Source organism: Bradyrhizobium sp. 1 (assembly GCF_023073315.1).
Taxonomy (GTDB): Bacteria; Pseudomonadota; Alphaproteobacteria; order Rhizobiales; family Xanthobacteraceae; genus Bradyrhizobium.
The window spans coordinates 637,670-655,842 of record NZ_JADPJH010000011.1 but is presented as its reverse complement, the minus strand read 5'-3'; the positions used below and the strand labels follow the sequence as shown (position 1 = coordinate 655,842).

Sequence of the window (18,173 nt, the reverse complement as noted above, 5' to 3'; positions counted from 1 at the left end):
TGCGGCACGCATCAGCCGCGATGAGAGAAATTGACCATCGTCTCAGGCTTCGCCGACATCTCGATTTTCCAGCTGCTGCTGGTCGCGTAGATGCTCCCGGATCAACCGGCATTCGCGCCGGTCTGAAGAGAGCAGGAGGCGGCACGTCTCAGGACGCACCACCGATCGTCCTCGTGTGAATTACTTGCGTTCGACGAAAATGGCCTGACAATCCGACGCGCCGACATTTTCAGCGGTGTGCGAAGGTGTGATTGGTCCCGAAAAGGCCGTGCCGGCCACGCTCTTGGTCTCGTGAATTGTGCCGTCCGGATTGCGAAGCCGCAGGGTGCAATCGTTCAGTGCATACACGACGAAGGGAACGGGATGAGAATGCGGCTTGTCAGTCGTGCCCTTCTTCCAGGTACCGGCGATCACCCGGAAGTTCTGATCTTCGTAGATGATCTTATAGGTCGTCGAGTCGGCCTGATAAGATGGAGCTGACTCCTGCGCGGCGGCAGACACGATCCAAATCGTCGCGAGACCTAAGCCAAGCGCTGTACGTCGAACCATAACAAAATTCCTTCCTAATAAGGGGATCGCGAGAAGAAGCGGGCGCCGAGGCACGGGGATCACGTGCCGGACAATCTGTGAGGAGTGAAACGCGAGGCAAGGCGATGATGGTCGCCGCGAGAGGGGTTAAAGAATGCCTTGAGCGGCCGCGTTGTCACGATCGACCTGCTTCTGGCGGATGATCGCCAGCTCTCTGCTGCAGGCGGGGAACGCAGCGCTCGTTGGGGGCACTCCGAACATTTCGCAGACCTGACGATTCTCGTCTGCGATCGTCCGCTCGAGGGTGTCCCGCGCGGCGTCACGCATCGCAGGGCCGGAGACGAAAAGCGCGTGCAGCCCATAGGCGAACAGGCCGGCAATGAGTAGCGCCGACCCCAGTGCAGGGAGCGGGATGTGGCGGAGACTGGGTGCATCGGTTTTGGCTTCGGTCATGGAAAATCTCATTGAAAATCAAGGTCGAGAGAAAGGAGGTTGTTCGTAGGTAAAGCCAGAATAGCCTCCAAGTCGGGACCAGCGCTTGGAAAACCTTGCGTAGATATGGCCGCGGGAGCTTTGCCTAACTCGAATGACCAGAGGTCATTCTGCGGCCAGATGGGCAGTCGTGCCGCTCTCAGCGGGAGAGGCGGCCCACTGCTTCATCGCGAGGACAGTGACGGCATCGTGAAGATACATCCCCAGAGCCAATCCGCGGTCGTAGCTGGCCCAAAAGCGCGGCAGGATCTGGATGCTGTGACCGCCCCGTCCGGTGATCCTGACAAGGCCTGCCAGCTCCGCATCCTTCATCAAGTTGCGCACATGGGTTCGGGAGACGCCGAAACGATCGGCGGCGTCGATGTAGGGGACTGCGGCGTTCGGATCGGCGGCATCCATTGCCGCCTTCAGCACCGCATTCTGGATGAGCGGTCCCGCAGCGTGCGCGAAAAACAGCAGGGTGTCCGGCAGTGTCATCAGCAGGCGGGCAGATACCGGATGGAAGGGCAGACTCGTGCTGCAGTGCAGGGCGTGGAATGCGCGATCGTGCGACAGCACCGGACCGTAGTCGTGATCGGGGAAGAGCATCGCAAGCGGGATGCAGTTGGTTGCCAGCCATTCGGCGTGATGAGCACGCAGCTTTGGCGTCGACGCAAGCAGCCGGACGCGCCCGTCGCCGGGGGCTCGGTGCTGTTCCAGAAATCCAACCTCGCGCAATCGCGCGACGAGATGATCAACCTGCCGGCCACTTGCATAACCGAAGATTGCCAGCTGCTGCTTCAACGCCGCCACAGTGAACCAGGTCTCGCGTTTCGACATGTCCTGCGCTGTCTCGATCACGGCTGCGCAATGGAAGACGAAGAATCGGCCCGCCTGAAGTAATAGGCGAACCAGAAACGGGTCGCCCTCGTAGAGTCGGACGAAGTGTCGAAGATAGGCGTGACGCGCTTCCGGCAGCCGGGGATGGTTCAAAATCTCGTCGAAGCCCAACCGTAACCGGCCGCCAACAAGGCGCTCGAGTTCGTCCCGTTCCACGGCTGCCCCTCAGCTTGAGCCTCTGGGGAGCCTATTGGCTCGCCGCGATCCACGCAATGTTTTCCGCGCGCCATGCCGCGATTGCACTTAACTTGCTGACAAGTCGCCCAGACAGGAAATCGAGTCGATGCTCGTTCGCCGAATTTAACTTGCTGCTCGGCTCGGGATACCTGGATTACCGACATTGTTTATCGCCAAATCTGTTCGACACATTTCCAAACCTGCTCAGTTCATTTCCAGAGGGTCATTGCCGTGAACCTGCCCGCGCTGATGCTATTGATATCAGTTGTTTTCATCGGACCTGCTGCTTTTGCGCAGCAAGCCAACGCTGTCCCTCCGTCCGACGGGTTTCCGGCTTGGGCGTTCTTTTGGGACCCAACCGTCAAGGTCCCTCCGCCGGATGACAATCCCAATCGGCTGGTCGGCAGCAACGCCGCCTTCAGTTGGAAGCAGGCGAGAGACCTTTTCTTTGCGCTGGATTGGCATCCGGATGACCATCCGGCGATGCCGGAGATCGTTGCCACCGGACGCAAGCCGGACGTACGTGCGTGCGGATCATGCCATCGCGTCGAGGGCACCGGTGGTCCTGAAGGTGCCAGTCTCGCAGGTTTGCCGGTGAGCTATATGGTCCAGCAGCTCGCCGACTTCAAAAGTGGCGCCCGAAAGATGTCGGGGCCGGAGAGACCCCCAAAAACCATGGTGGCCTCGGCCAAAGCCATGACTGACGCCGAGATGCACGCCGCGGCAGAGTATTTTGCTGGGCTGAAGCCCAGGCGGTTGATCAAGGTCGTCGAAAGCGAGAGCATTCCCAGGACCGGGCCATCTCGCATGTTTTACGTCAGGAGCCCGGAGGGCGGCTCCGAACCGCTCGGCCAGCGCATTGTCGAGATGCCGGACGACGGAGATCAGTTCGAACTTCGTGACTCCAGGGCGACCTTCACCGCGTATGTGCCGGTTGGAAGTCTGGCGAAGGGAGAAGCACTCGCGAAGACCGGCGGATCGGGCACGACCGTTGCCTGCGCTGGCTGCCACGGTCCCGATCTGAGAGGCACGAGTGAGATTCCTCCAATTGCAGGTCGCTCGCCGACCTACATCGTGCGGCAGCTCCATGAGTTCAAGAACGGCGGCCGCGTGGCAAGCGCGAGTTCTCTGATGAAACCGACCGTGGAGAATTTGTCCCCGAACGACATGATCGCCCTGGCCGCCTACGTGGCGTCGCTCTCGCCATGATGCAGGCGCACTGAAGCCTGAATAGCATGACATTGCACGCCTGGGGAGCGGATGAAGCGGCGCACGTTCATTGGTCTGGTCGGCGCAGCCGCGGTATGGCCTGCGGCGGCGCGCGCCCGGAAGGACGTGCCCATCGTCGTCGTGCTGGTGCCGGGACCAGCGAAGAACGCTGAGAATCGCATCATAGCCATCCGCCAGGGTATGCGGGAGGCAGGCCTCGCCGAGGGCACCGATTTTGTTTTTGCTGCGCGCTATGCCGACGGTGTTTTCGATCGATTGCCTGCGCTTGCCCTTGAACTCGCTGCTCTCAAGCCACGCGTCATCATTGCTTCGGCGGCCGCCGCGCCGGTCGCGCACAAGGTCCTGCCCGACCTGCCATTGATCTTCACATCCTATGCCGCCGACCCCATCAAGGCGGGATTTGCCGAAAGCTACGTCCACCCGGGCGGCCACGCGACCGGCAACGTGATGAATGCGATTGGCGGCGAGGAGGCCCTGACTCAAAAGCGGCTGAACCTGTTCAAGGAGCTGGTGCCTGACCTGAAGCTGCTCGGCTTCATCGGTTCATCGTCGATTCTCGCCGCGGCCGAGCTCACCGCGCTGCGAAGCGTCGGCGGTCAATTCGGCTTTGAGGTGGTGCACCATCCTCTTCGTGGACTCGATGATGTCGAGGGCGCGGTTTCGGCAAGCATTCAAGATGGCGCGGGTGCCCTCTACGTGTCCGGCGAGCCGCTGCTCTACAACAACATGCCGCGCGTCCTGCCCTTGGTCACGGCGCCGGGAAAACCGACGGTCGGCACCTATCCGGAGTGGGGCCGGGCGGGGCTTCTGATGTCCTACTCGGCCGATCTGATCGACGACTTCCGTCGCGCGGGCATCTATGCTGCAAAAGTTCTCGGCGGCGAGAAGCCGGCGGACCTGCCGATCGAGCAGGCCAGCAAGTTCGTGCTCGTGCTCAACCTCAAGACGGCGAAATCTCTGGGGATCGCGGCACCCGACCGCCTGCTGACGGTGGCCGACGAGGTGATCGAATAGCGAGCTGTTTGCTGCGCTCTGCTCCGATGCGACCGCCTTGCGCAAGGGCAGCAAGGGACGCGATCGACCAAACTCGGAAATGGGTCGGCCAGTTAACGCACCTGCTAGGCGCGCACCAATTCCTCGACGAGATCGGCTGCACGCGCGAGGTCGCCAAAACGCTTGACCCGGGAGGCGAAGGCGCGACAGGCCGCACGGGTTGCCTGATCGCCAAGCATATCCATCACGGCATCACCAATCCCGGCCGGTGTCGCATCGGGCGGTAGCGCACGTCCGAGGTCGAGTGCCTCGATGCGGGCGGCGTTGTCGTTCTGGTCGCGCCCGTTCGGAAAACACAGGCATGGCCGGCCAGTGCCTGCGGCGTACATCAGCGTTCCCAGTCCGGCATGGGTGACGACGAGATCAACGGACGGAAGCACCGCGTCGTGCGCAACAAACGACCGCGCCTCCAGCCCGCCCGCAATCGGCAGCGAGTCCGGTGTAACCCCCCGGCCTGTGGTGACCAGAACCTCGAGCGGCAGCGGCGCAAGGGCGGTGCATATGTTGCGCAGCGTCGATTCCTGGTCCTGGAAGGTGCTGCTGAGACTGACCAGCACAAAGGGCCGGTCCGGGAATCGGCGAGGCCACGGCGCAGATGCGACCGGCTCCCGGATCGGCCCGACGAAATGAACGCGGGGAGATGTGGAGATCTGCGTCCCGAACTCCGGATAGCTGGCCGCAAGCACGAGCGGGGCGCGATCGAGAAGATCGAAAAGCGTCGAGCCGGCTCCGCTTCCCGATGTGCTGGCGACGAGGGAGTTCAGAAATCCCATACAGCCGCCCTCTGTGATCCAGGCCAGATGATTGAAGACGGCGAAATTGATGCCTCGTTCGAGGGCCACCTTCTGCGTACTGATCAACATGACGTCGATCAGGCAGACATCCGGACGGAGCGCAGCGTGAGTGGCGAGAAAATCCTGGGAGAACTTTGGCGAACCGGCGAGATCCTCGGAGATGAATGCAACTTCCTCGTCGGCTGTATTGTGACGGGTCGGGTCCCATTGCCGTGCCGTAGGCAGCGAATGGAATGTCGCGCCGTCCGAGGCGACGGATTTAGCTTGGGTATCGTGGGTCAGCACATGGACATCATGACCACGGCGCGCCAACTCGCGCGCCAGAGCACGTTGGGGCGGGAGGTTTCCCCCGCCGTCCCAATAGGTCATCAACACGCGCAGCGGATTGGCAGGTGTGGAGCCGATCGTCTTTCCGGGCATGATGTCGTGTTTCATCTGGTTTTTTCTCCAGTGATCTGCTTCAGGAGGCCGGCCATCAGTATGGTGACCTCCTTCTCGCTGTTGCCAAAGTCGCGCCGCAGAAGTTTCCAAGTGTAGACATCGGTCGCAACGACGAGGCGGGTGACCTGCCGCTCTCCCTCCACACCCTTCGGCCCGCTGCCAAACCACTCCGCGACCCACTTGCGGTGCACGCGCCGGCCCAGATCCAATATCGGGCGCAGGGCCGGATGACGCTCCTCCTGCGCCAGTAGACGGATCACCAGGTCGCCCACGACTTCATAGTGTGCGATCAGGGCCCGGAGCGCCTCCTGGATCGAAGCACCATGCGGCAGCAGCAGACGAGGCTCAGCCTGCACCTCGATGATCGCGGCCACGGCCTCCAGCAGTCCCTCCTTGCCGCCAAACAGACGGATCACGGTCTGACGGGTGGTGCCGGCCGATGCCGCGACGTCATCCAGTGTGATTTCGTCCACCCATCGCGACAGAAGCAATTTGTAGAACGCCTTGGCTACGCGCTGCTGCAACTGTTCGGCTGCGGCGGCGCGCGCCGTCTGGCGATACACGCGTTTGGGAGGGGGCATTTAGCGATACAATGAGTTATTCAGATAACTTACTGTAACATGAAAAGGGAGAAGTGAAAGCGGATTCCGGCTCGTGTGCGCGGAATATCGCGGCGGTTAGGGCGGATTGACGCCAGCGCCATCCGCCATTTCGGGCTGCCAGGCCGGAGCGCCTGCGCTCGGACATGTGTTGATACTCGCCGGGGACGCTTGGCTTGCGACGGATTTTCCACTAGAGGAAGCGGCGCTCGCTTCCATCGCCGATCAAGCTGCGGCACGCATCAGCCGCGATGAGAGAAATTGACCATCGTCTCAGCCTTCGCCGACATCTCGATTTTTCAGCTTCTGCTGGTCGCGTCGATGGCGTTGTTTGCGTCCGTTATCGGTGGTCTCGCCGGCTACGGCACCGGCGCGCTGATGCCCTTGGTGCTGGTGCCGCTGGTCGGCGCCGAGCCCGTGGTGCCGATCATCGCGATCTCCGCGCTGTTCACCAATTCCAGCCGCGCGCTCGCCTATCTCCGTTACGCCGACCGCCGCCGCGCGCTGATCGTGCTGGCCTGCGCGGCGCTGACGACCGCGCTCGGCGCCTACGGCTATACACGCCTCACCAATGCCGGCGCGGCACTCGTGATCGGCTCCATGCTGATCCTGAGCGTGCCGCTGCGCCGCGTGCTCCGCCGCCGACAGGTCAGGATCGGCGACACGGGTCTCGCGGCAGGCTCCGTCGGCTACGGCGTGCTGGTCGGCGGCACCTCCGGTTCCGGCGTGATCCTGCTCTCGCTCTTGATGGCCGCGGGCCTCGAAGGCGCCGCCGTGATCGCGACCGATGCGATGATCTCGCTCGGCACAGGTCTCATCAAGATTTCCGTGTTCGGCCTCGCCGGCGCCGTGAACGCGCAGGTGTTGGCGTTTGCGCTGCTGATCGGCGGGATTGCGATCCCAGGCGCGTTCCTCGCAAAGGCGTTTGTGGAGCGGATGCCGGTGCATATCCACACCGTGATCCTCGACGTCGCGGTGATCACGGGCGGGCTGGTGATGATCTCGGCTGCGGCGAGGCAGCTCGTCTGAAAGACGATCGGGGCCCGGTGCTTGCCACGTTCCCATCGATACGGCGGGAATCGCCTAAGGCAAAGAGAACACAGGCTTCCGCCTGCGGTTGGGCAGTTGACCGCATCTCGCGGAAATAAATTGGTGCGACCGTAACATTCCTTGTATGGCCGTCGTAGGGGTCTTTGGGAATGCTCGTCTCGCGTATCTGGAATGCACTTGAACAATGCTCGCGCTCGCAGCGGGACCGGTTGGGTTCAGTCCGCTTCCTGGTTCTTCAAGACTGAATGGGGAGTTCGGATGAACGACGAGACCGCTGGAAAGCCCGTGAATTCGACGCGGCTCACACTCGAAAGGGCAATGCAATTCCATGGCGCCGGCAATTGGGAACGCGCCGAGCAGCACTATCTGGAGGTGTTGTTAGACGATTATCGCAGCACGGATGTTCTCCCGCTCCTTGCAAGTGTCGTTGCGAATCGCGGACATATCGACCGCGCCATCTATTACTGGGACACGCTGCTTTCGATCGAGCCGCATCACCTCAATGCCCTGGCTGCCAAGGGTGGGCTGCTCTACAGGACCGGGCGTTTGACCGACGCGCTGAGTTGTTTTGAAATCGCGGCCGGCCTCGCTCCCCACGATGCGCTCATCCGCAACAATCTCGCCGTTGCACTGGCCGATAGCGGGCGAAAGGATGAAGCGATCATCGAGTTCGGCCATGTTCTTCGACTCCAGCCTGACAATGTCAACGCCTACCACCAGTTGCGCCGGTTGTCGTCCGCTATCGTTCCCTTCTGGCACATCCCCATGATGAACGACACACGGCGCAACGACTGTTTCGAACTGGCGATCCGTCGGGCGCTGGCAATCCGCGGCTCGAGCGCGCAAATCCTCGACATCGGCACGGGCAGCGGTTTGCTGTCGATGATGGCGGCGCGTGAAGGCGCCACCAACATCGTCACCTGCGAAGCGGTTCCGGCCATAGCGCGCGTTGCGCAAGAGATCGTCGCCGAAAACGGATATGACGAGCAGATCACGGTTATCGGAAGATCCTCGACGGGGCTTTTCGTCGGCGAGGATATCCCGGCGAAAGCCGACATCCTGATCTCCGAGATCCTGTCCAGCGATCTCCTGGCCGAGGATGTGCTGAGCACGTTTGAAGATGCGCGGCGCCGGCTGATCGCTGAAGATGCGATCGTCATTCCAAAGGCGGCAACGGCCATGGGCTGCCTTGTGGCAAGCGAAACGCTCGCCGCCTACAGCCATGTCAAAATGGCGTCCGGCTTCGACGTTTCGCGATTCAACAGCCTCGCGCCGCTGCGTTTGCCCATCCACGGAACGATGACCGAATGGTCAAGGCTTTCGAACGATTTCGAAATCGCGTCACTGGATTTGACATCTGCCGCACATGAACCGGAACTGCGGGCCGTCTCGATCCCCGTGATCGCTTCCGGAACCGCCGTGGGCGTCGTTCAATGGATGCAGGTCGAGCTTATCGACGATATCGTCTTCACCAACCATCCGGACGGCTATCATGATGGCGGCTGGCTCCAGGTGCTTCATGTCTTGCCACGGCCGATGCCTGTCGAGGCGGGGTCGGTTGTGGATCTTCTTCTGGGCCATGACAGGTCCACCCTTATCGTGCTGCCGGCCGGCTTCGCATCCCAACCGATCAAAAACGAATTACGGTGACAGTGCATTTAATTGACTCCGCCCGGGCTTGCAGGCACGCTGCGGCATGGCCCGTCTTGCCCGTGTCGTCGTCCCCGGTCATCCCCACCATGTCACCCAGCGCGGCAATGGCCGGGCGCGGACGTTCTTTGACGACGGCGATTATGCGCTCTATCGCGACCTGCTCGCGGCGAGCTGCGCTGCAGCCGGGGTCGAGGTGTGGGCCTGGTGTCTGATGCCGAACCATTTGCATCTGATCCTGGTGCCGTCCGACGCCGACGGGTTGCGCCGCGCACTGGCTCCGGTACACCGCCGCTACGCCGGCATCATTCACGCGCGCCGCAAGCGCACCGGCCATTTCTGGCAGGGCCGTTTCGGTTGCGTGGCGATGGACGAGGCGTACCTCGCTGCTGCGCTCCGCTACGTCTCCCTCAATCCGGTGCGGGCGCGGCTCGTCGAACGGGCGCGCGACTGGCGCTGGTCCAGCGTCCGCGCCCATGTCGGCGGCCGCGGCGACGGTATCACCACGGCCGCGCCGGTTCGCGAACGCTATCCGGAGTTTTCGCGTTTTCTGTCCGAGGAGAGCGAGCCCGGCATGATCGAGCAGCTACGCGGCGCCGAAACCATCGGCCGCCCGCTCGGCAATCCAAAATTCCTGGATATGGTCGAGCGCAAGACGAAGCGCGTTCTCAAGCCGGCCAAGCGCGGGCCGAAGCCGCGCGGGGATCGCGAGGAGAATTAAGTGCACGGTCACCGCAATCGCCGCAATTGAAGGACGACGCGGTCGCTCCGCTCACCGTCACCGTGATTCGGCCTGTCAGGTCTCGCTATCAGGTCACTTGGCGTAGCCCTGGGAGCGCAGCCACGCGATCTTGCGGTCACCATTGATCCAGCCGTCGGCATCCGCCTTGCTGGCAAATCCGGTAATTTCACGCTGCTCGCTGTCCGGATAGTCGGCGAGGATTTTCCAGTCGCCCTCGGCGACACGTACGGTTCTGAAGGTCACTTTTATTTTAGCCATGTCGCATTATGCGCCGTTTGGCTCGAAATGAGAACCCGTCTTGCGGCCGGACGGCCATTTTTTAGTCAGTTTTCTCGCAATTTCACCGCGCACAAGCGGCAATCTTCATCCCTACAGACGTAACCATCTCACTCGGAAGGGACATCGTTCAGTAGCGCGCGCCGCTTCATTCTTGGAGCGGTCCGCGCGGACGCATGCGCGGCCAAGCATCTGTCCGGAAGCCCGCGCTGCGTTGCCCAGGATGGATTGCAAGCCAATTCACCTGCGTGACCGAAAGGCTCCATGATGTCGTATCATTTTCTGCTGGCGTCGTGGGGAACCCTCGGAAATTTAAGCCCGATGCTCACTGCGGCGCGGAGGTTGCATCGAAAAGGACACTGCATCCGGCTGATGGCGGATCCGGCGATGCGCTCTGAAGTCGAGGCCTCCGGCTTTGAATTCGTCACATGGCGCCGCGCCCCGACCGGAGTGGCTGCGGATCCGGTCGATGTCTCGGACATGCAAGACTTTCTGCGCCGGGCCATATTCGATCCAGCCGCGCTCTATGCGGCCGATATCCGGGCTGAGATCGGCCGTGTGCCGACCGATGCCGTTCTCGTGCTTGACGTGCTTTTTGGTGCCGCGCTCGGGGCCGAGGCCTCCGGCGTGCCTTTCGCTCTGCTGTCCCCTCATGTCAGCCTTCGGCCGCTGCCGGGAATGCCGCCTGTCACCAGCGGATTGAGCCAGCCGAGAACGCCGGAACAGCGTGCCGAAGTCGACGCCGCCAATGCCAGGCAGGCCGAAACGCTCAACGCATTTTTGCCTGGTCTCAACCGCGCGCGTGCTGATCTCGGTCTTCCTCTGCTGACAGATGTGTTCGATCTGTTCGATCGCGCCGATCGGCTTTTGCTTGCGACCAGTCAAGCCTTCGACTTTCAAGCTGACGCGCTGCCCGACAATTTCCGCTACGTCGGACCGCTGCTCGATGTCCCGAACTGGTCCAGGTCTCTGCAGACGGAGGCCTGGCGCGCACCATGGTCGGCTCGACCGGGTCGTCCTCGCGCTCTGATCGCATGCAGCACGGGCGCGCAAGGTCAGCGCGACATGTTTCAGCGCATGATCGACGCGATGGGAGCGGTCGAGATCGATGCCCTTGCAACGGCCGGTCCCAATTTGGACGTTGCCGATCTCAGGGCTCCTAACAATGTGCATTTGATCCGGGGCGCTCCCCATGACCTCGTCATGAAGGATGTTTCCATGGTGATATCGCAAGGTGGTCACGGAACGACCATTCGTTCGCTCATCAACGGACTGCCGCAGCTCATCCTCCCGATGGGACGGGACCAGGCCGCCAACGCCGCGCGCATCGAGGCGAAGGGGGCAGGGCTTCAACTGCCGCCAACCGCTTCCGAGGCGGACATTGCTGCGGCGGTGAACCGATTGATCGGAGAGCGGCAATTCAAGATGTCGGCCCGTCTCCTCGGCGAGGCCATCAAGGCCGATATCGATCGGTCCAGCCTCGTCGGCGAGATGGAGGCGATCGCCGCCGCCGGCCGCGCGGCGAGACAGCAACCGAAGAAACGGCCGCTTCGTAAATCTGCCTGACGGTTCCGCTCACCCCCTTCTGCGGCATCGAGCGATGTTCGCTATTGTGCCGCTCCTGGCATCGATGCCTCGGTGGCAGCGCAATTGCTTGTGCTTGAGCGAGCCCGTGCATTGGGCCTCGCCAAGTTGCAAACAAGAGGCCGGCGCAATATCGTTGCTGCTCTGACGCCCTTTCCAACTTCTCAGGAGCCAGCAATATGAATGCGGTCTCGGCGCCCGGCGCGATCGATCGCCCTCCGGGGAAAATCGACGTTCCATCGGCCTGGCTAGGCTCAGCGATGAAGGCCGATCCCGATCGATGGTTGATATCGCTTGCTGCCAGCGAGATCGCGGAGCTTGAGAGTGCGGCTGAATCCTATCTTGGCAGAAGCAAGGAAATCGCCGGCATCACGAGGGAGAGCTTTCCGCTCCCCCGGTTCGGCGCGCACCTCGAAGCGCTCAAGAAAAAGCTTCTGGCAGGCTTGGGCTTCGAAGTCATCCGCGGCCTCCCGGTGGAAAAATACAGTCAGGAATTTGCAGCCACGATCTTTTGCGGAGTGGGCGCGCATCTCGGATCGGCGCGGTCTCAAAATGCTGCGGGTCACATTCTCGGTCACGTTCGTGACACAGGCGCCGATGCAAGGGATCCGAACACCCGGATTTATCAAACGTCGGAACGGCAGACATTCCACACGGATTCGTCCGACGTGGTTGGACTGTTATGCATTCGCGAGGCGATGGAGGGAGGTGACTCTCTCCTTGTCAGTACGTCGGCCATCTATAACGAGATGTTTGCCAGGCGTCCCGACCTTGCCGCCCTGCTGTTCGATCCGATCGCGACGGACCGGCGCGGCGAGGTGCCGGAGAACGAAAAACCGTATCTCGAAATCCCGGTGCTGAATTGGCACGCGGGGTTCCTGACCGGGTTCTATCAGCGTCAATATATCGACAGTGCGCAGCGCTTTCCCGACGCACTCAGACTGACGCCGGCTCACGTCGAGGCGCTCGATTTGTTTGATGCGCTCGCAAATGATCCCACGCTGCATTTCGGCATGCGGCTCCAGCCGGGGGACATGCAGTTCGTCTATAATCATGCCTTGCTGCATGACCGGACCGGATTTCGCGATTGGCCCGATGCAGGCCAAAAGCGTCATTTGTTGCGCCTTTGGCTGAGCATGGAAGGTGACCGGCCGCTGCCCGATTGCTTCAGGCAGCGCTATGGCTCGATCGAGATCGGCAACCGCGGTGGCATCATCACCAAAGGGACCAGTCTGAAGGTCCCATTGGATTAAACGTTCTAGGCATCCAGCGATGTCCGAATACGTGACAGTGCGCTTAATCGTCACCGTTAGACGTTGGCTTCGGTCCGCGCTTGCCGGGCCCGAGGCGGAGCGGGTCAATTGAGTGCACCGTCACCGTAATTCTATCCGACATCGAGGGCCGCTTCGTCTGCTCCGCCTGCGGCATGCGCGGCGCGGACATCCGGCCCGACTGGAACGCCAAGGGGCCTCGCGCCGTGCAGCCATCCGGTCAAGCTTGCAATTCCTGATCGGCCAAGCAATCCTCCCCTGATTGGGAAGGGGCCTAAGCCCGCTACTTTACTGCATCAAAGCAAGATTATGGGGGCATATTTGACCAATTTAGAGATTGCCGAAAACGTTGCGCCTGCAAAACGACCAGTGAGCACAGCGGCCGAGCAGCTTTTTATGTTTTTCGCCAAGGTGTTGATTGGTTCTGTGACGCTGAGCGTTGTTTCCTACATCGGACTACAGATCGCGATTTGGTCCGTCACTTCGGCCATAGAGGAAAAATATCCGGTCGTGCGGGGCGGCCCTGCCTTTTGGCGCGAACTCGAAGTGAGCCTCACGTCGTTCGCCGACCAACCCGACATAGACCAAACCAAGAAAAAACGCATCATCGAGTCGCTCCGCAAACTTTCGAAGAGATACCGGCCATTCATTGAGGCGTTGAACGGAACGGAGTAGCCGCCGGGTGGCGCTTTGACTGCTCCCCATGGGCGGGGAGCAGTTCACAGGGGAAACGAATAGCGCAGCACGCGCGCGATCCCGGAATGTGTCACCTTGATCGGCGCGCCCCCTTCTTCGGGGGGAACGATCTCGGTTCTGGCATGAGGCGAAATGCGCTCGCTCTCGCCGATCTCCTTGACGTCAAAGCCGGCCTTGGCGAGTTCGCAATTACGGTGGTACGCAATTACGGTGACAGTGCATTTAATCATCACCGCCAGACAGGGCTGGCTTCGGTCCGCGCTTGCCGGGCCTGAAGCGGAGCGGGTCAATTGAGTGCACTGTCACCATAATTCCCGTAATTCCCGTAATTCCAAACGCGAGTGCTGGTTTGTCCTGCGGGGTTACTCTCGTCGGCAATTGCGAGGTCGCTCCACCGGCTATCGATCTCGCGACCGGCTCTCATCCTTGTGCGTCAAGTAGTGCCTTGCGTAATGACGGCGCAGCTCCATTTTCTGCACCTTGCCCGTGGCCCCATATGCGAGCGCTTCGACGAAGACGATATCGTCGGGCATCCACCATTTTGCAATCTTGCCTTCGAGAAACCTGTAGATCGATTGCGCTGTCACTGAATTGGCCGCGGCAGGGACGATCACGAGCAACGGCCGCTCTCCCCATTGCGGATGCTGAATCCCGATGACGGCAGCATCCGCTACCCCTGGACAGCCCGATGCGAGGTTCTCCAGATCGATGGAGCTGATCCATTCGCCACCCGACTTGATGACATCCTTGGCGCGGTCGGTGAGGCGAATATGATTGTCCTCGTCCATGACCGCGAGATCCCCGCTATTGAACCATCCGTCCTCCAGCAGCGGCTTCTCATCGCGGAAATAGCTGCTCGCTATCCAGGGGCCACGCAGCATGAGCCGTCCGCTCGACACGCCGTCGCGCGGTAATTCATTTCCGTTCGCATCCGCGATCTTCACGTCCACCCCGTAGATCGGATGCCCCTGTCCCGTCTTGCGCCGCAATTGAATATCAGCGGCAGATCGCGCGGTTTTTCGCGAAGGCCCCGGAATTGTCCCTGTCGGACTGGTCTCGGTCATACCCCACACGTGCTTGACTGAAACGCCCATGCGTTCGAAGCCCTCGATCATGTTCGGGGGCGGTGCGGAACCGGCGACGACGATTCGTTGCAGCGAGCCGGCGCCGCGTCCTTCCGCTTCGAGATGTTGAAGCAGCCTTGCATATAGAAGCGGCACGCCGGCGGTCACCGTGACTTCTTCCGCTTCGATGAGCCCAGCGATGCTCGCAGCGTCCATCCTCGGGCCCGGCAGTACCAGTTTGGCGCCGACCATCGGGGCCGCGTGCGTAAAGCCCCATGCGCCATTGGCGTGGAACATAGGGGTCATTGGCAGGATGGTGTCCAGCGCGGTAAATGCGCAGGACGAAGCGCCGCATATCGAAAGGCAATGGAGAACATCCGATCGATGTGTATAGAGCACGCCCTTTGGATTTCCGGTGGTGCCGGAAGTGTAAAAGAGGGACGACGCGGACAATTCGTCGAACGACGGCCAGGCGAAATCTTCGTCGCCCTCGTCAAGGAGATCTTCGTAGCTGCGGACGTTCGGAAGGGTTGTCGACGGTATCGACGCGCGGTCGACCAGCAGGACAAAGAGGCTTACCGTCATCAGCTCGTCGGCCAGCTTCTCTATCATCGGAACGAACGCGCTTTCGACGAAAAGGACTTTGTCCCCGGCGTGCCCGGCGATGTAGCGGATCTGGGCTGGTGCCAGCCGCGGATTTATGGCGTGCCACACCGCGCCCATTCCGGTGACGGCGTATTCGATCTCAAAATGGCGATGATTGTTCCAGGCCAGGCTGCCGACCCGGTCGCCTTGGCGGACACCGAATTGCCGAAGCACGCCCGCAAGTTTTCGCGCGCGGCGCGCGGCGGCCCCGTAGGTCTCGCGATGTATCGGTCCCTCGGTCATGCGCGAGACTATCTCAGTGTCGCCATGGAACCGCTCTGCATGCTGCAGCAGGGACGACAGCAACAGCGGCTGATTTTGCATTAAACCGTTCATGGACCGACTCTCTTGAGGAGGTTGGGGTGTCGTCCTGGACCGGCATTCTCGGCGTGTCGGCGCAGTCCGCTTGATTGGAGGCGATGAACCTGACCGCCAGACGCATATCGAACGTGCGTTCTCATCCCGCTGGCTGCTGCTCCTGAGTTTGTGCCCGGCCTGGAGGACATGTCCCGCGAGCTGGTTTATATGACGATTATAATCTTATTGATGCGTCATTCCCGTTTCAGCAGTACGCGACTCGGTTACCGTTGAAACAAACCAAGGAGTGACGCAGGCGTTACAGATTGTCCGCGAGATCAGCGAGATCGGACGATCGAGGGCGCTGAGAGGTCGTTGTAGTCGACTACAATTGTAGCCTTCGCTTCCGGTTGGCAGCCGTGAAGATAGAGCCGCTGTCCCTCGACGTAGCGTCGGTTCGATGGAGCCGCAGGGTCGGGTGACGATCCATCGCGTGAAGCGCACCGCGCAACGGACACAGCAAAGTCTGTTCGAAGGAAGATTGAAGCGTCCCAATAGGCGAGCAGTTCGGGGCGATGCAGAAAGATGCCGTCTATCAGCAGGACGGAAGACGGCAGTGCCTCCAAATCATTGGCAGGAACAATGGCGTCGGTCTCATGATCGAAGAATGCTCGACGATACCGGCGAGAACCACCGGGGCTGAGCGGGTCCAGCAAATATTCTTTCAACGCCGAGTAATTGTAGGAATCCTCGAAAAACCCTTCCGGTGAATGTCGCCCTCGCTGATATCTGATCGCCTTGGAATTATGAAATCCGTCGACCGATGCTCGAATGACAGGCCTCCCCATGGTTGCGAGGACGGCTCCGAGCTCATCGGCGAATGTGGTCTTTCCGGCACCGTCGACCCCGTCGATGGCCACGCGAACTGCCAAATCTGGCGACGTCAAGAAAAGGCGATTGGCCAACGCGGCTAGTAATTGTCTTCTCTTTTCCATTTGGGTTCACCGATCGAGGCGCCGAGACCCAGGTCCGCGCTAAGCGGAGCGGGTCAATTGAGTGCAGCGTCACCGTAATTCCAGCTCCCACCGTAATCCCGTTCCAAATCCCTTTGCGCTTGTCAACTCCGCGCGGAAGTGCGAGATTCGCGCGTGATTTCGATTTGCGCGTGAGCCTGCGCCGCGAAAGTTCAACATGATGCGACATCAGCGCATCCGGAATTCAGCCAAAGGTGCTGGTTCGCTGAGATCCTTCCTGTTCGCCCTTGCGATCGCCTTAACCGGCTGCGGCAATGCGTATCCCGCCGGCCTTGTCCTCGTGGCCGCCGACAGTTCGCCCACAGCCTATGTCAAGGATGGCAAGCCGTCCGGAATACTTGTCGATGTCGTGACCGAAGCCCTTCGAAGGACTGGCGAGCCGCTTGAAGTTCAGGTGATGCCCTGGGCACGTTGCCTGGCGGAAGTCCGCAGCGGTCGTGTCGACGGAATATTCTCCGTTTTCAAGCTGCCAGAGCGAAATGAGTTTCTCACCTACACCAACGTCCCGGTCATCACCCAGGTGCTGGCGTTTTTTGTCCCTGCCGATTCCGATGTGAAGTTTGACGGCGACATCGGCAAGTTGGGAGGGCTTGGAATCGGGATCATCAGGGGCACAAGTTACGGCCTCAAGGTCGATAGCGCACTCAAGGCAGGGGTATGGTCGACGATTGTCGAAACCAACAATGTCGATAGCCTCGTTGGCATGCTTTCCCTGAAGAGGATCGATCTGGCGATCGGCTACCGGCATGTCGTCCTCGACGCCGCGCGCAACAAGGGATATCTGGACAAGATAAGGGAACTGTCTCCAGGCATCGACGAGATTCAAAGTTATCTGGCATTCAACAAGCAACATGATTATTCAAAAGTAATTGCCAATTTCGATCGAGCGCTGACGAGTATGAAGGACGACCACAGCTTTGAGGCCATCTACGAGAAATACCTGGGACCCAAGGCCGGGCATTAGAGCATGATCCGGAAAAGTGCGAAGCGGTTTTCCGAAAAGATCATGCGCAAACAACAACCTAAAACGCGATGACGATTCATCCCAATCTCATCGCGCTTTAGGAGCTGTGGATTACGGTGACCGTCGATTCTCTTTCGGAGAAAGTGTCCGCCATGGAATTACCGCGACAGTCCTGAATTGCGGTGACAGCCCGTAGCTCGTAGGATGGGTGAGCCCTTGCGAAACCCATCGCTGTTGTTTCGTGGCAGCATTCCGTCATGACCGCGTACAAACCCGGTCAAGCATGTTCTGGCGAAGCTCGTAGGATGGGTAGAGCGAAAGCGAAACCCATCAAGCCTCGCAATGATGAAGCGATGGGTTTCGCAAGGGCTCAACCCATCCTACGCGTTCTGGACCCGCTCACTCCTCGTCGTCTTCATCCTCCTCGTCCTCATCCTCATCGTGGTCTTCTTCCACCTGCACGAGAGTTGCCAGCGGCAGCGTCTCGCGGAACAGATCGCCTTCCATGCCCATCCAGAGGCAGAGCACGTCGTCGCCCTTGACCTCGGCGACCGTCAGCGGCTGGCCGCCCGATTTCAGCATCACGACATCGCCGGCTTTCAATTCCATGGATTTGTCCCTTTCGAGTTGATCGACGCGGACGGCACGCTAGCAAGCGGTCATGACATGCCGATCACGCGGGATTGGCGCGCGGGGAAAATCCGCAG

The 18,173-nt window shown here is 60.7% G+C and carries 19 protein-coding genes and 1 pseudogene; 10 read left to right on the top strand and 10 right to left on the bottom strand.

Features of this window, described 5'->3' with window-relative positions:
- Positions 1 to 180: 180 nt before the first annotated feature.
- The 3 genes from IVB29_RS08420 to IVB29_RS08410 all read right to left on the bottom strand — a co-directional run bounded on the left by IVB29_RS08420 (position 181) and on the right by IVB29_RS08410 (position 2,055).
- Positions 181 to 549: a hypothetical protein gene (locus tag IVB29_RS08420; protein ID WP_247502924.1), complete on the bottom strand. Its 369-nt coding sequence runs from the start codon at positions 547 to 549 to the stop codon at positions 181 to 183.
- 126 nt (positions 550 to 675) lie between these two features.
- A complete protein-coding gene (locus IVB29_RS08415; RefSeq protein WP_247502923.1) occupies positions 676 to 981 on the bottom strand; it encodes a hypothetical protein in 306 nt (101 codons plus the stop codon).
- Between the two features lie 144 nt (positions 982 to 1,125).
- Positions 1,126 to 2,055, bottom strand: a complete 930-nt coding sequence (locus IVB29_RS08410) for a hypothetical protein (RefSeq protein ID WP_247502922.1) — start codon at positions 2,053 to 2,055, stop codon at positions 1,126 to 1,128.
- A 252-nt stretch (positions 2,056 to 2,307) separates the two neighbouring features.
- Here IVB29_RS08410 and IVB29_RS08405 point away from each other — a divergent pair, with 252 nt between their 5' ends.
- Both IVB29_RS08405 and IVB29_RS08400 read left to right on the top strand, forming a co-directional pair.
- Positions 2,308 to 3,285, top strand: coding sequence for a c-type cytochrome (locus tag IVB29_RS08405; protein ID WP_247502921.1), 978 nt, complete (start codon positions 2,308 to 2,310; stop codon positions 3,283 to 3,285).
- A 51-nt stretch (positions 3,286 to 3,336) separates the two neighbouring features.
- A complete protein-coding gene (locus IVB29_RS08400; RefSeq protein ID WP_247502920.1) occupies positions 3,337 to 4,320 on the top strand; it encodes an ABC transporter substrate-binding protein in 984 nt (327 codons plus the stop codon).
- A 104-nt stretch (positions 4,321 to 4,424) separates the two neighbouring features.
- On the opposite strand, the gene IVB29_RS08395 is transcribed toward IVB29_RS08400, so the two are convergent.
- Together IVB29_RS08395 and IVB29_RS08390 are read right to left on the bottom strand one after the other, a co-directional pair.
- Positions 4,425 to 5,588 (bottom strand): glycosyltransferase, encoded by a 1,164-nt coding sequence (locus tag IVB29_RS08395; RefSeq protein ID WP_247502919.1) that lies wholly within the window; start codon positions 5,586 to 5,588, stop codon positions 4,425 to 4,427.
- Positions 5,585 to 6,175: a TetR family transcriptional regulator gene (locus IVB29_RS08390; RefSeq protein WP_247502918.1), complete on the bottom strand. Its 591-nt coding sequence runs from the start codon at positions 6,173 to 6,175 to the stop codon at positions 5,585 to 5,587. Before IVB29_RS08390 ends, IVB29_RS08395 begins: the two co-directional genes overlap by 4 nt.
- 151 nt (positions 6,176 to 6,326) lie before the next feature.
- Between IVB29_RS08390 and IVB29_RS08385 the strand changes: the two are divergent.
- The 4 genes and pseudogenes from IVB29_RS08385 to IVB29_RS08370 form a co-directional block, all read left to right on the top strand.
- Positions 6,327 to 6,458 (top strand): annotated as a pseudogene (locus IVB29_RS08385) (CCA tRNA nucleotidyltransferase); the annotation flags it as partial.
- The gene (locus tag IVB29_RS08380) at positions 6,455 to 7,222 is read left to right on the top strand and encodes a sulfite exporter TauE/SafE family protein (RefSeq protein WP_247502917.1); all 768 of its coding nucleotides are present in this window, start codon (positions 6,455 to 6,457) and stop codon (positions 7,220 to 7,222) included. The pseudogene IVB29_RS08385 and the gene IVB29_RS08380, both read left to right, overlap by 4 nt.
- 279 nt (positions 7,223 to 7,501) lie before the next feature.
- A complete protein-coding gene (locus IVB29_RS08375; RefSeq protein ID WP_247502916.1) occupies positions 7,502 to 8,893 on the top strand; it encodes a tetratricopeptide repeat protein in 1,392 nt (463 codons plus the stop codon).
- Positions 8,894 to 8,939: 46 nt separating this feature from the next.
- A complete protein-coding gene (locus tag IVB29_RS08370; protein WP_247502915.1) occupies positions 8,940 to 9,614 on the top strand; it encodes a transposase in 675 nt (224 codons plus the stop codon).
- Between the two features lie 93 nt (positions 9,615 to 9,707).
- On the opposite strand, the gene IVB29_RS08365 is transcribed toward IVB29_RS08370, so the two are convergent.
- Positions 9,708 to 9,893, bottom strand: a complete 186-nt coding sequence (locus IVB29_RS08365; protein ID WP_092029048.1) for a hypothetical protein — start codon at positions 9,891 to 9,893, stop codon at positions 9,708 to 9,710.
- 282 nt (positions 9,894 to 10,175) lie between these two features.
- Between IVB29_RS08365 and IVB29_RS08360 the strand changes: the two genes are divergently transcribed.
- The 3 genes from IVB29_RS08360 to IVB29_RS08350 all read left to right on the top strand — a co-directional run bounded on the left by IVB29_RS08360 (position 10,176) and on the right by IVB29_RS08350 (position 13,441).
- On the top strand, positions 10,176 to 11,477 hold the full coding sequence (locus tag IVB29_RS08360) for a glycosyltransferase (protein WP_346731270.1): 1,302 nt from the start codon (positions 10,176 to 10,178) through the stop codon (positions 11,475 to 11,477).
- Positions 11,478 to 11,674: 197 nt separating this feature from the next.
- Positions 11,675 to 12,748: a TauD/TfdA family dioxygenase gene (locus tag IVB29_RS08355; RefSeq protein WP_247502914.1), complete on the top strand. Its 1,074-nt coding sequence runs from the start codon at positions 11,675 to 11,677 to the stop codon at positions 12,746 to 12,748.
- A 339-nt stretch (positions 12,749 to 13,087) separates the two neighbouring features.
- On the top strand, positions 13,088 to 13,441 hold the full coding sequence (locus IVB29_RS08350; RefSeq protein ID WP_247502913.1) for a hypothetical protein: 354 nt from the start codon (positions 13,088 to 13,090) through the stop codon (positions 13,439 to 13,441).
- A 44-nt stretch (positions 13,442 to 13,485) separates the two neighbouring features.
- Here IVB29_RS08350 and IVB29_RS08345 read toward each other — a convergent pair whose 3' ends face one another.
- The 3 genes from IVB29_RS08345 to IVB29_RS08335 all read right to left on the bottom strand — a co-directional run bounded on the left by IVB29_RS08345 (position 13,486) and on the right by IVB29_RS08335 (position 16,463).
- Positions 13,486 to 13,752 carry a hypothetical protein gene (locus IVB29_RS08345; RefSeq protein ID WP_247502912.1) on the bottom strand — a complete coding sequence of 89 codons (267 nt, stop codon included), beginning with the start codon at positions 13,750 to 13,752 and terminating at the stop codon, positions 13,486 to 13,488.
- Between the two features lie 108 nt (positions 13,753 to 13,860).
- Positions 13,861 to 15,507 (bottom strand): long-chain fatty acid--CoA ligase, encoded by a 1,647-nt coding sequence (locus tag IVB29_RS08340; protein WP_247502911.1) that lies wholly within the window; start codon positions 15,505 to 15,507, stop codon positions 13,861 to 13,863.
- A gap of 299 nt (positions 15,508 to 15,806) precedes the next feature.
- A complete protein-coding gene (locus tag IVB29_RS08335) occupies positions 15,807 to 16,463 on the bottom strand; it encodes a uridine kinase (RefSeq protein ID WP_247502910.1) in 657 nt (218 codons plus the stop codon).
- Between the two features lie 196 nt (positions 16,464 to 16,659).
- On the opposite strand from IVB29_RS08335, the gene IVB29_RS08330 reads away from it, so the two are divergent.
- Positions 16,660 to 17,466 (top strand): transporter substrate-binding domain-containing protein, encoded by an 807-nt coding sequence (locus IVB29_RS08330; RefSeq protein WP_247502909.1) that lies wholly within the window; start codon positions 16,660 to 16,662, stop codon positions 17,464 to 17,466.
- A 399-nt stretch (positions 17,467 to 17,865) separates the two neighbouring features.
- Here the strand turns inward: IVB29_RS08330 and IVB29_RS08325 are convergent, their stop codons facing one another.
- Positions 17,866 to 18,075 (bottom strand): DUF2158 domain-containing protein, encoded by a 210-nt coding sequence (locus IVB29_RS08325; RefSeq protein WP_247502908.1) that lies wholly within the window; start codon positions 18,073 to 18,075, stop codon positions 17,866 to 17,868.
- Positions 18,076 to 18,173: the final 98 nt, after the last annotated feature.

Coding starts and splice junctions, on each gene's coding strand:
- IVB29_RS08420 (WP_247502924.1), bottom strand. CDS start 549: ATGGTTCGACGTACAGCGCTTGGCTTAGGTCTCGCGACGATTTGGATC.
- IVB29_RS08415 (WP_247502923.1), bottom strand. CDS start 981: ATGACCGAAGCCAAAACCGATGCACCCAGTCTCCGCCACATCCCGCTC.
- IVB29_RS08400 (WP_247502920.1), top strand. CDS start 3,337: ATGAAGCGGCGCACGTTCATTGGTCTGGTCGGCGCAGCCGCGGTATGG.
- IVB29_RS08395 (WP_247502919.1), bottom strand. CDS start 5,588: ATGAAACACGACATCATGCCCGGAAAGACGATCGGCTCCACACCTGCC.
- IVB29_RS08390 (WP_247502918.1), bottom strand. CDS start 6,175: ATGCCCCCTCCCAAACGCGTGTATCGCCAGACGGCGCGCGCCGCCGCA.
- IVB29_RS08375 (WP_247502916.1), top strand. CDS start 7,502: ATGAACGACGAGACCGCTGGAAAGCCCGTGAATTCGACGCGGCTCACA.
- IVB29_RS08370 (WP_247502915.1), top strand. CDS start 8,940: ATGGCCCGTCTTGCCCGTGTCGTCGTCCCCGGTCATCCCCACCATGTC.
- IVB29_RS08365 (WP_092029048.1), bottom strand. CDS start 9,893: ATGGCTAAAATAAAAGTGACCTTCAGAACCGTACGTGTCGCCGAGGGC.
- IVB29_RS08360 (WP_346731270.1), top strand. CDS start 10,176: ATGATGTCGTATCATTTTCTGCTGGCGTCGTGGGGAACCCTCGGAAAT.
- IVB29_RS08355 (WP_247502914.1), top strand. CDS start 11,675: ATGAATGCGGTCTCGGCGCCCGGCGCGATCGATCGCCCTCCGGGGAAA.
- IVB29_RS08340 (WP_247502911.1), bottom strand. CDS start 15,507: ATGAACGGTTTAATGCAAAATCAGCCGCTGTTGCTGTCGTCCCTGCTG.
- IVB29_RS08335 (WP_247502910.1), bottom strand. CDS start 16,463: ATGGAAAAGAGAAGACAATTACTAGCCGCGTTGGCCAATCGCCTTTTC.
- IVB29_RS08330 (WP_247502909.1), top strand. CDS start 16,660: ATGATGCGACATCAGCGCATCCGGAATTCAGCCAAAGGTGCTGGTTCG.
- IVB29_RS08325 (WP_247502908.1), bottom strand. CDS start 18,075: ATGGAATTGAAAGCCGGCGATGTCGTGATGCTGAAATCGGGCGGCCAG.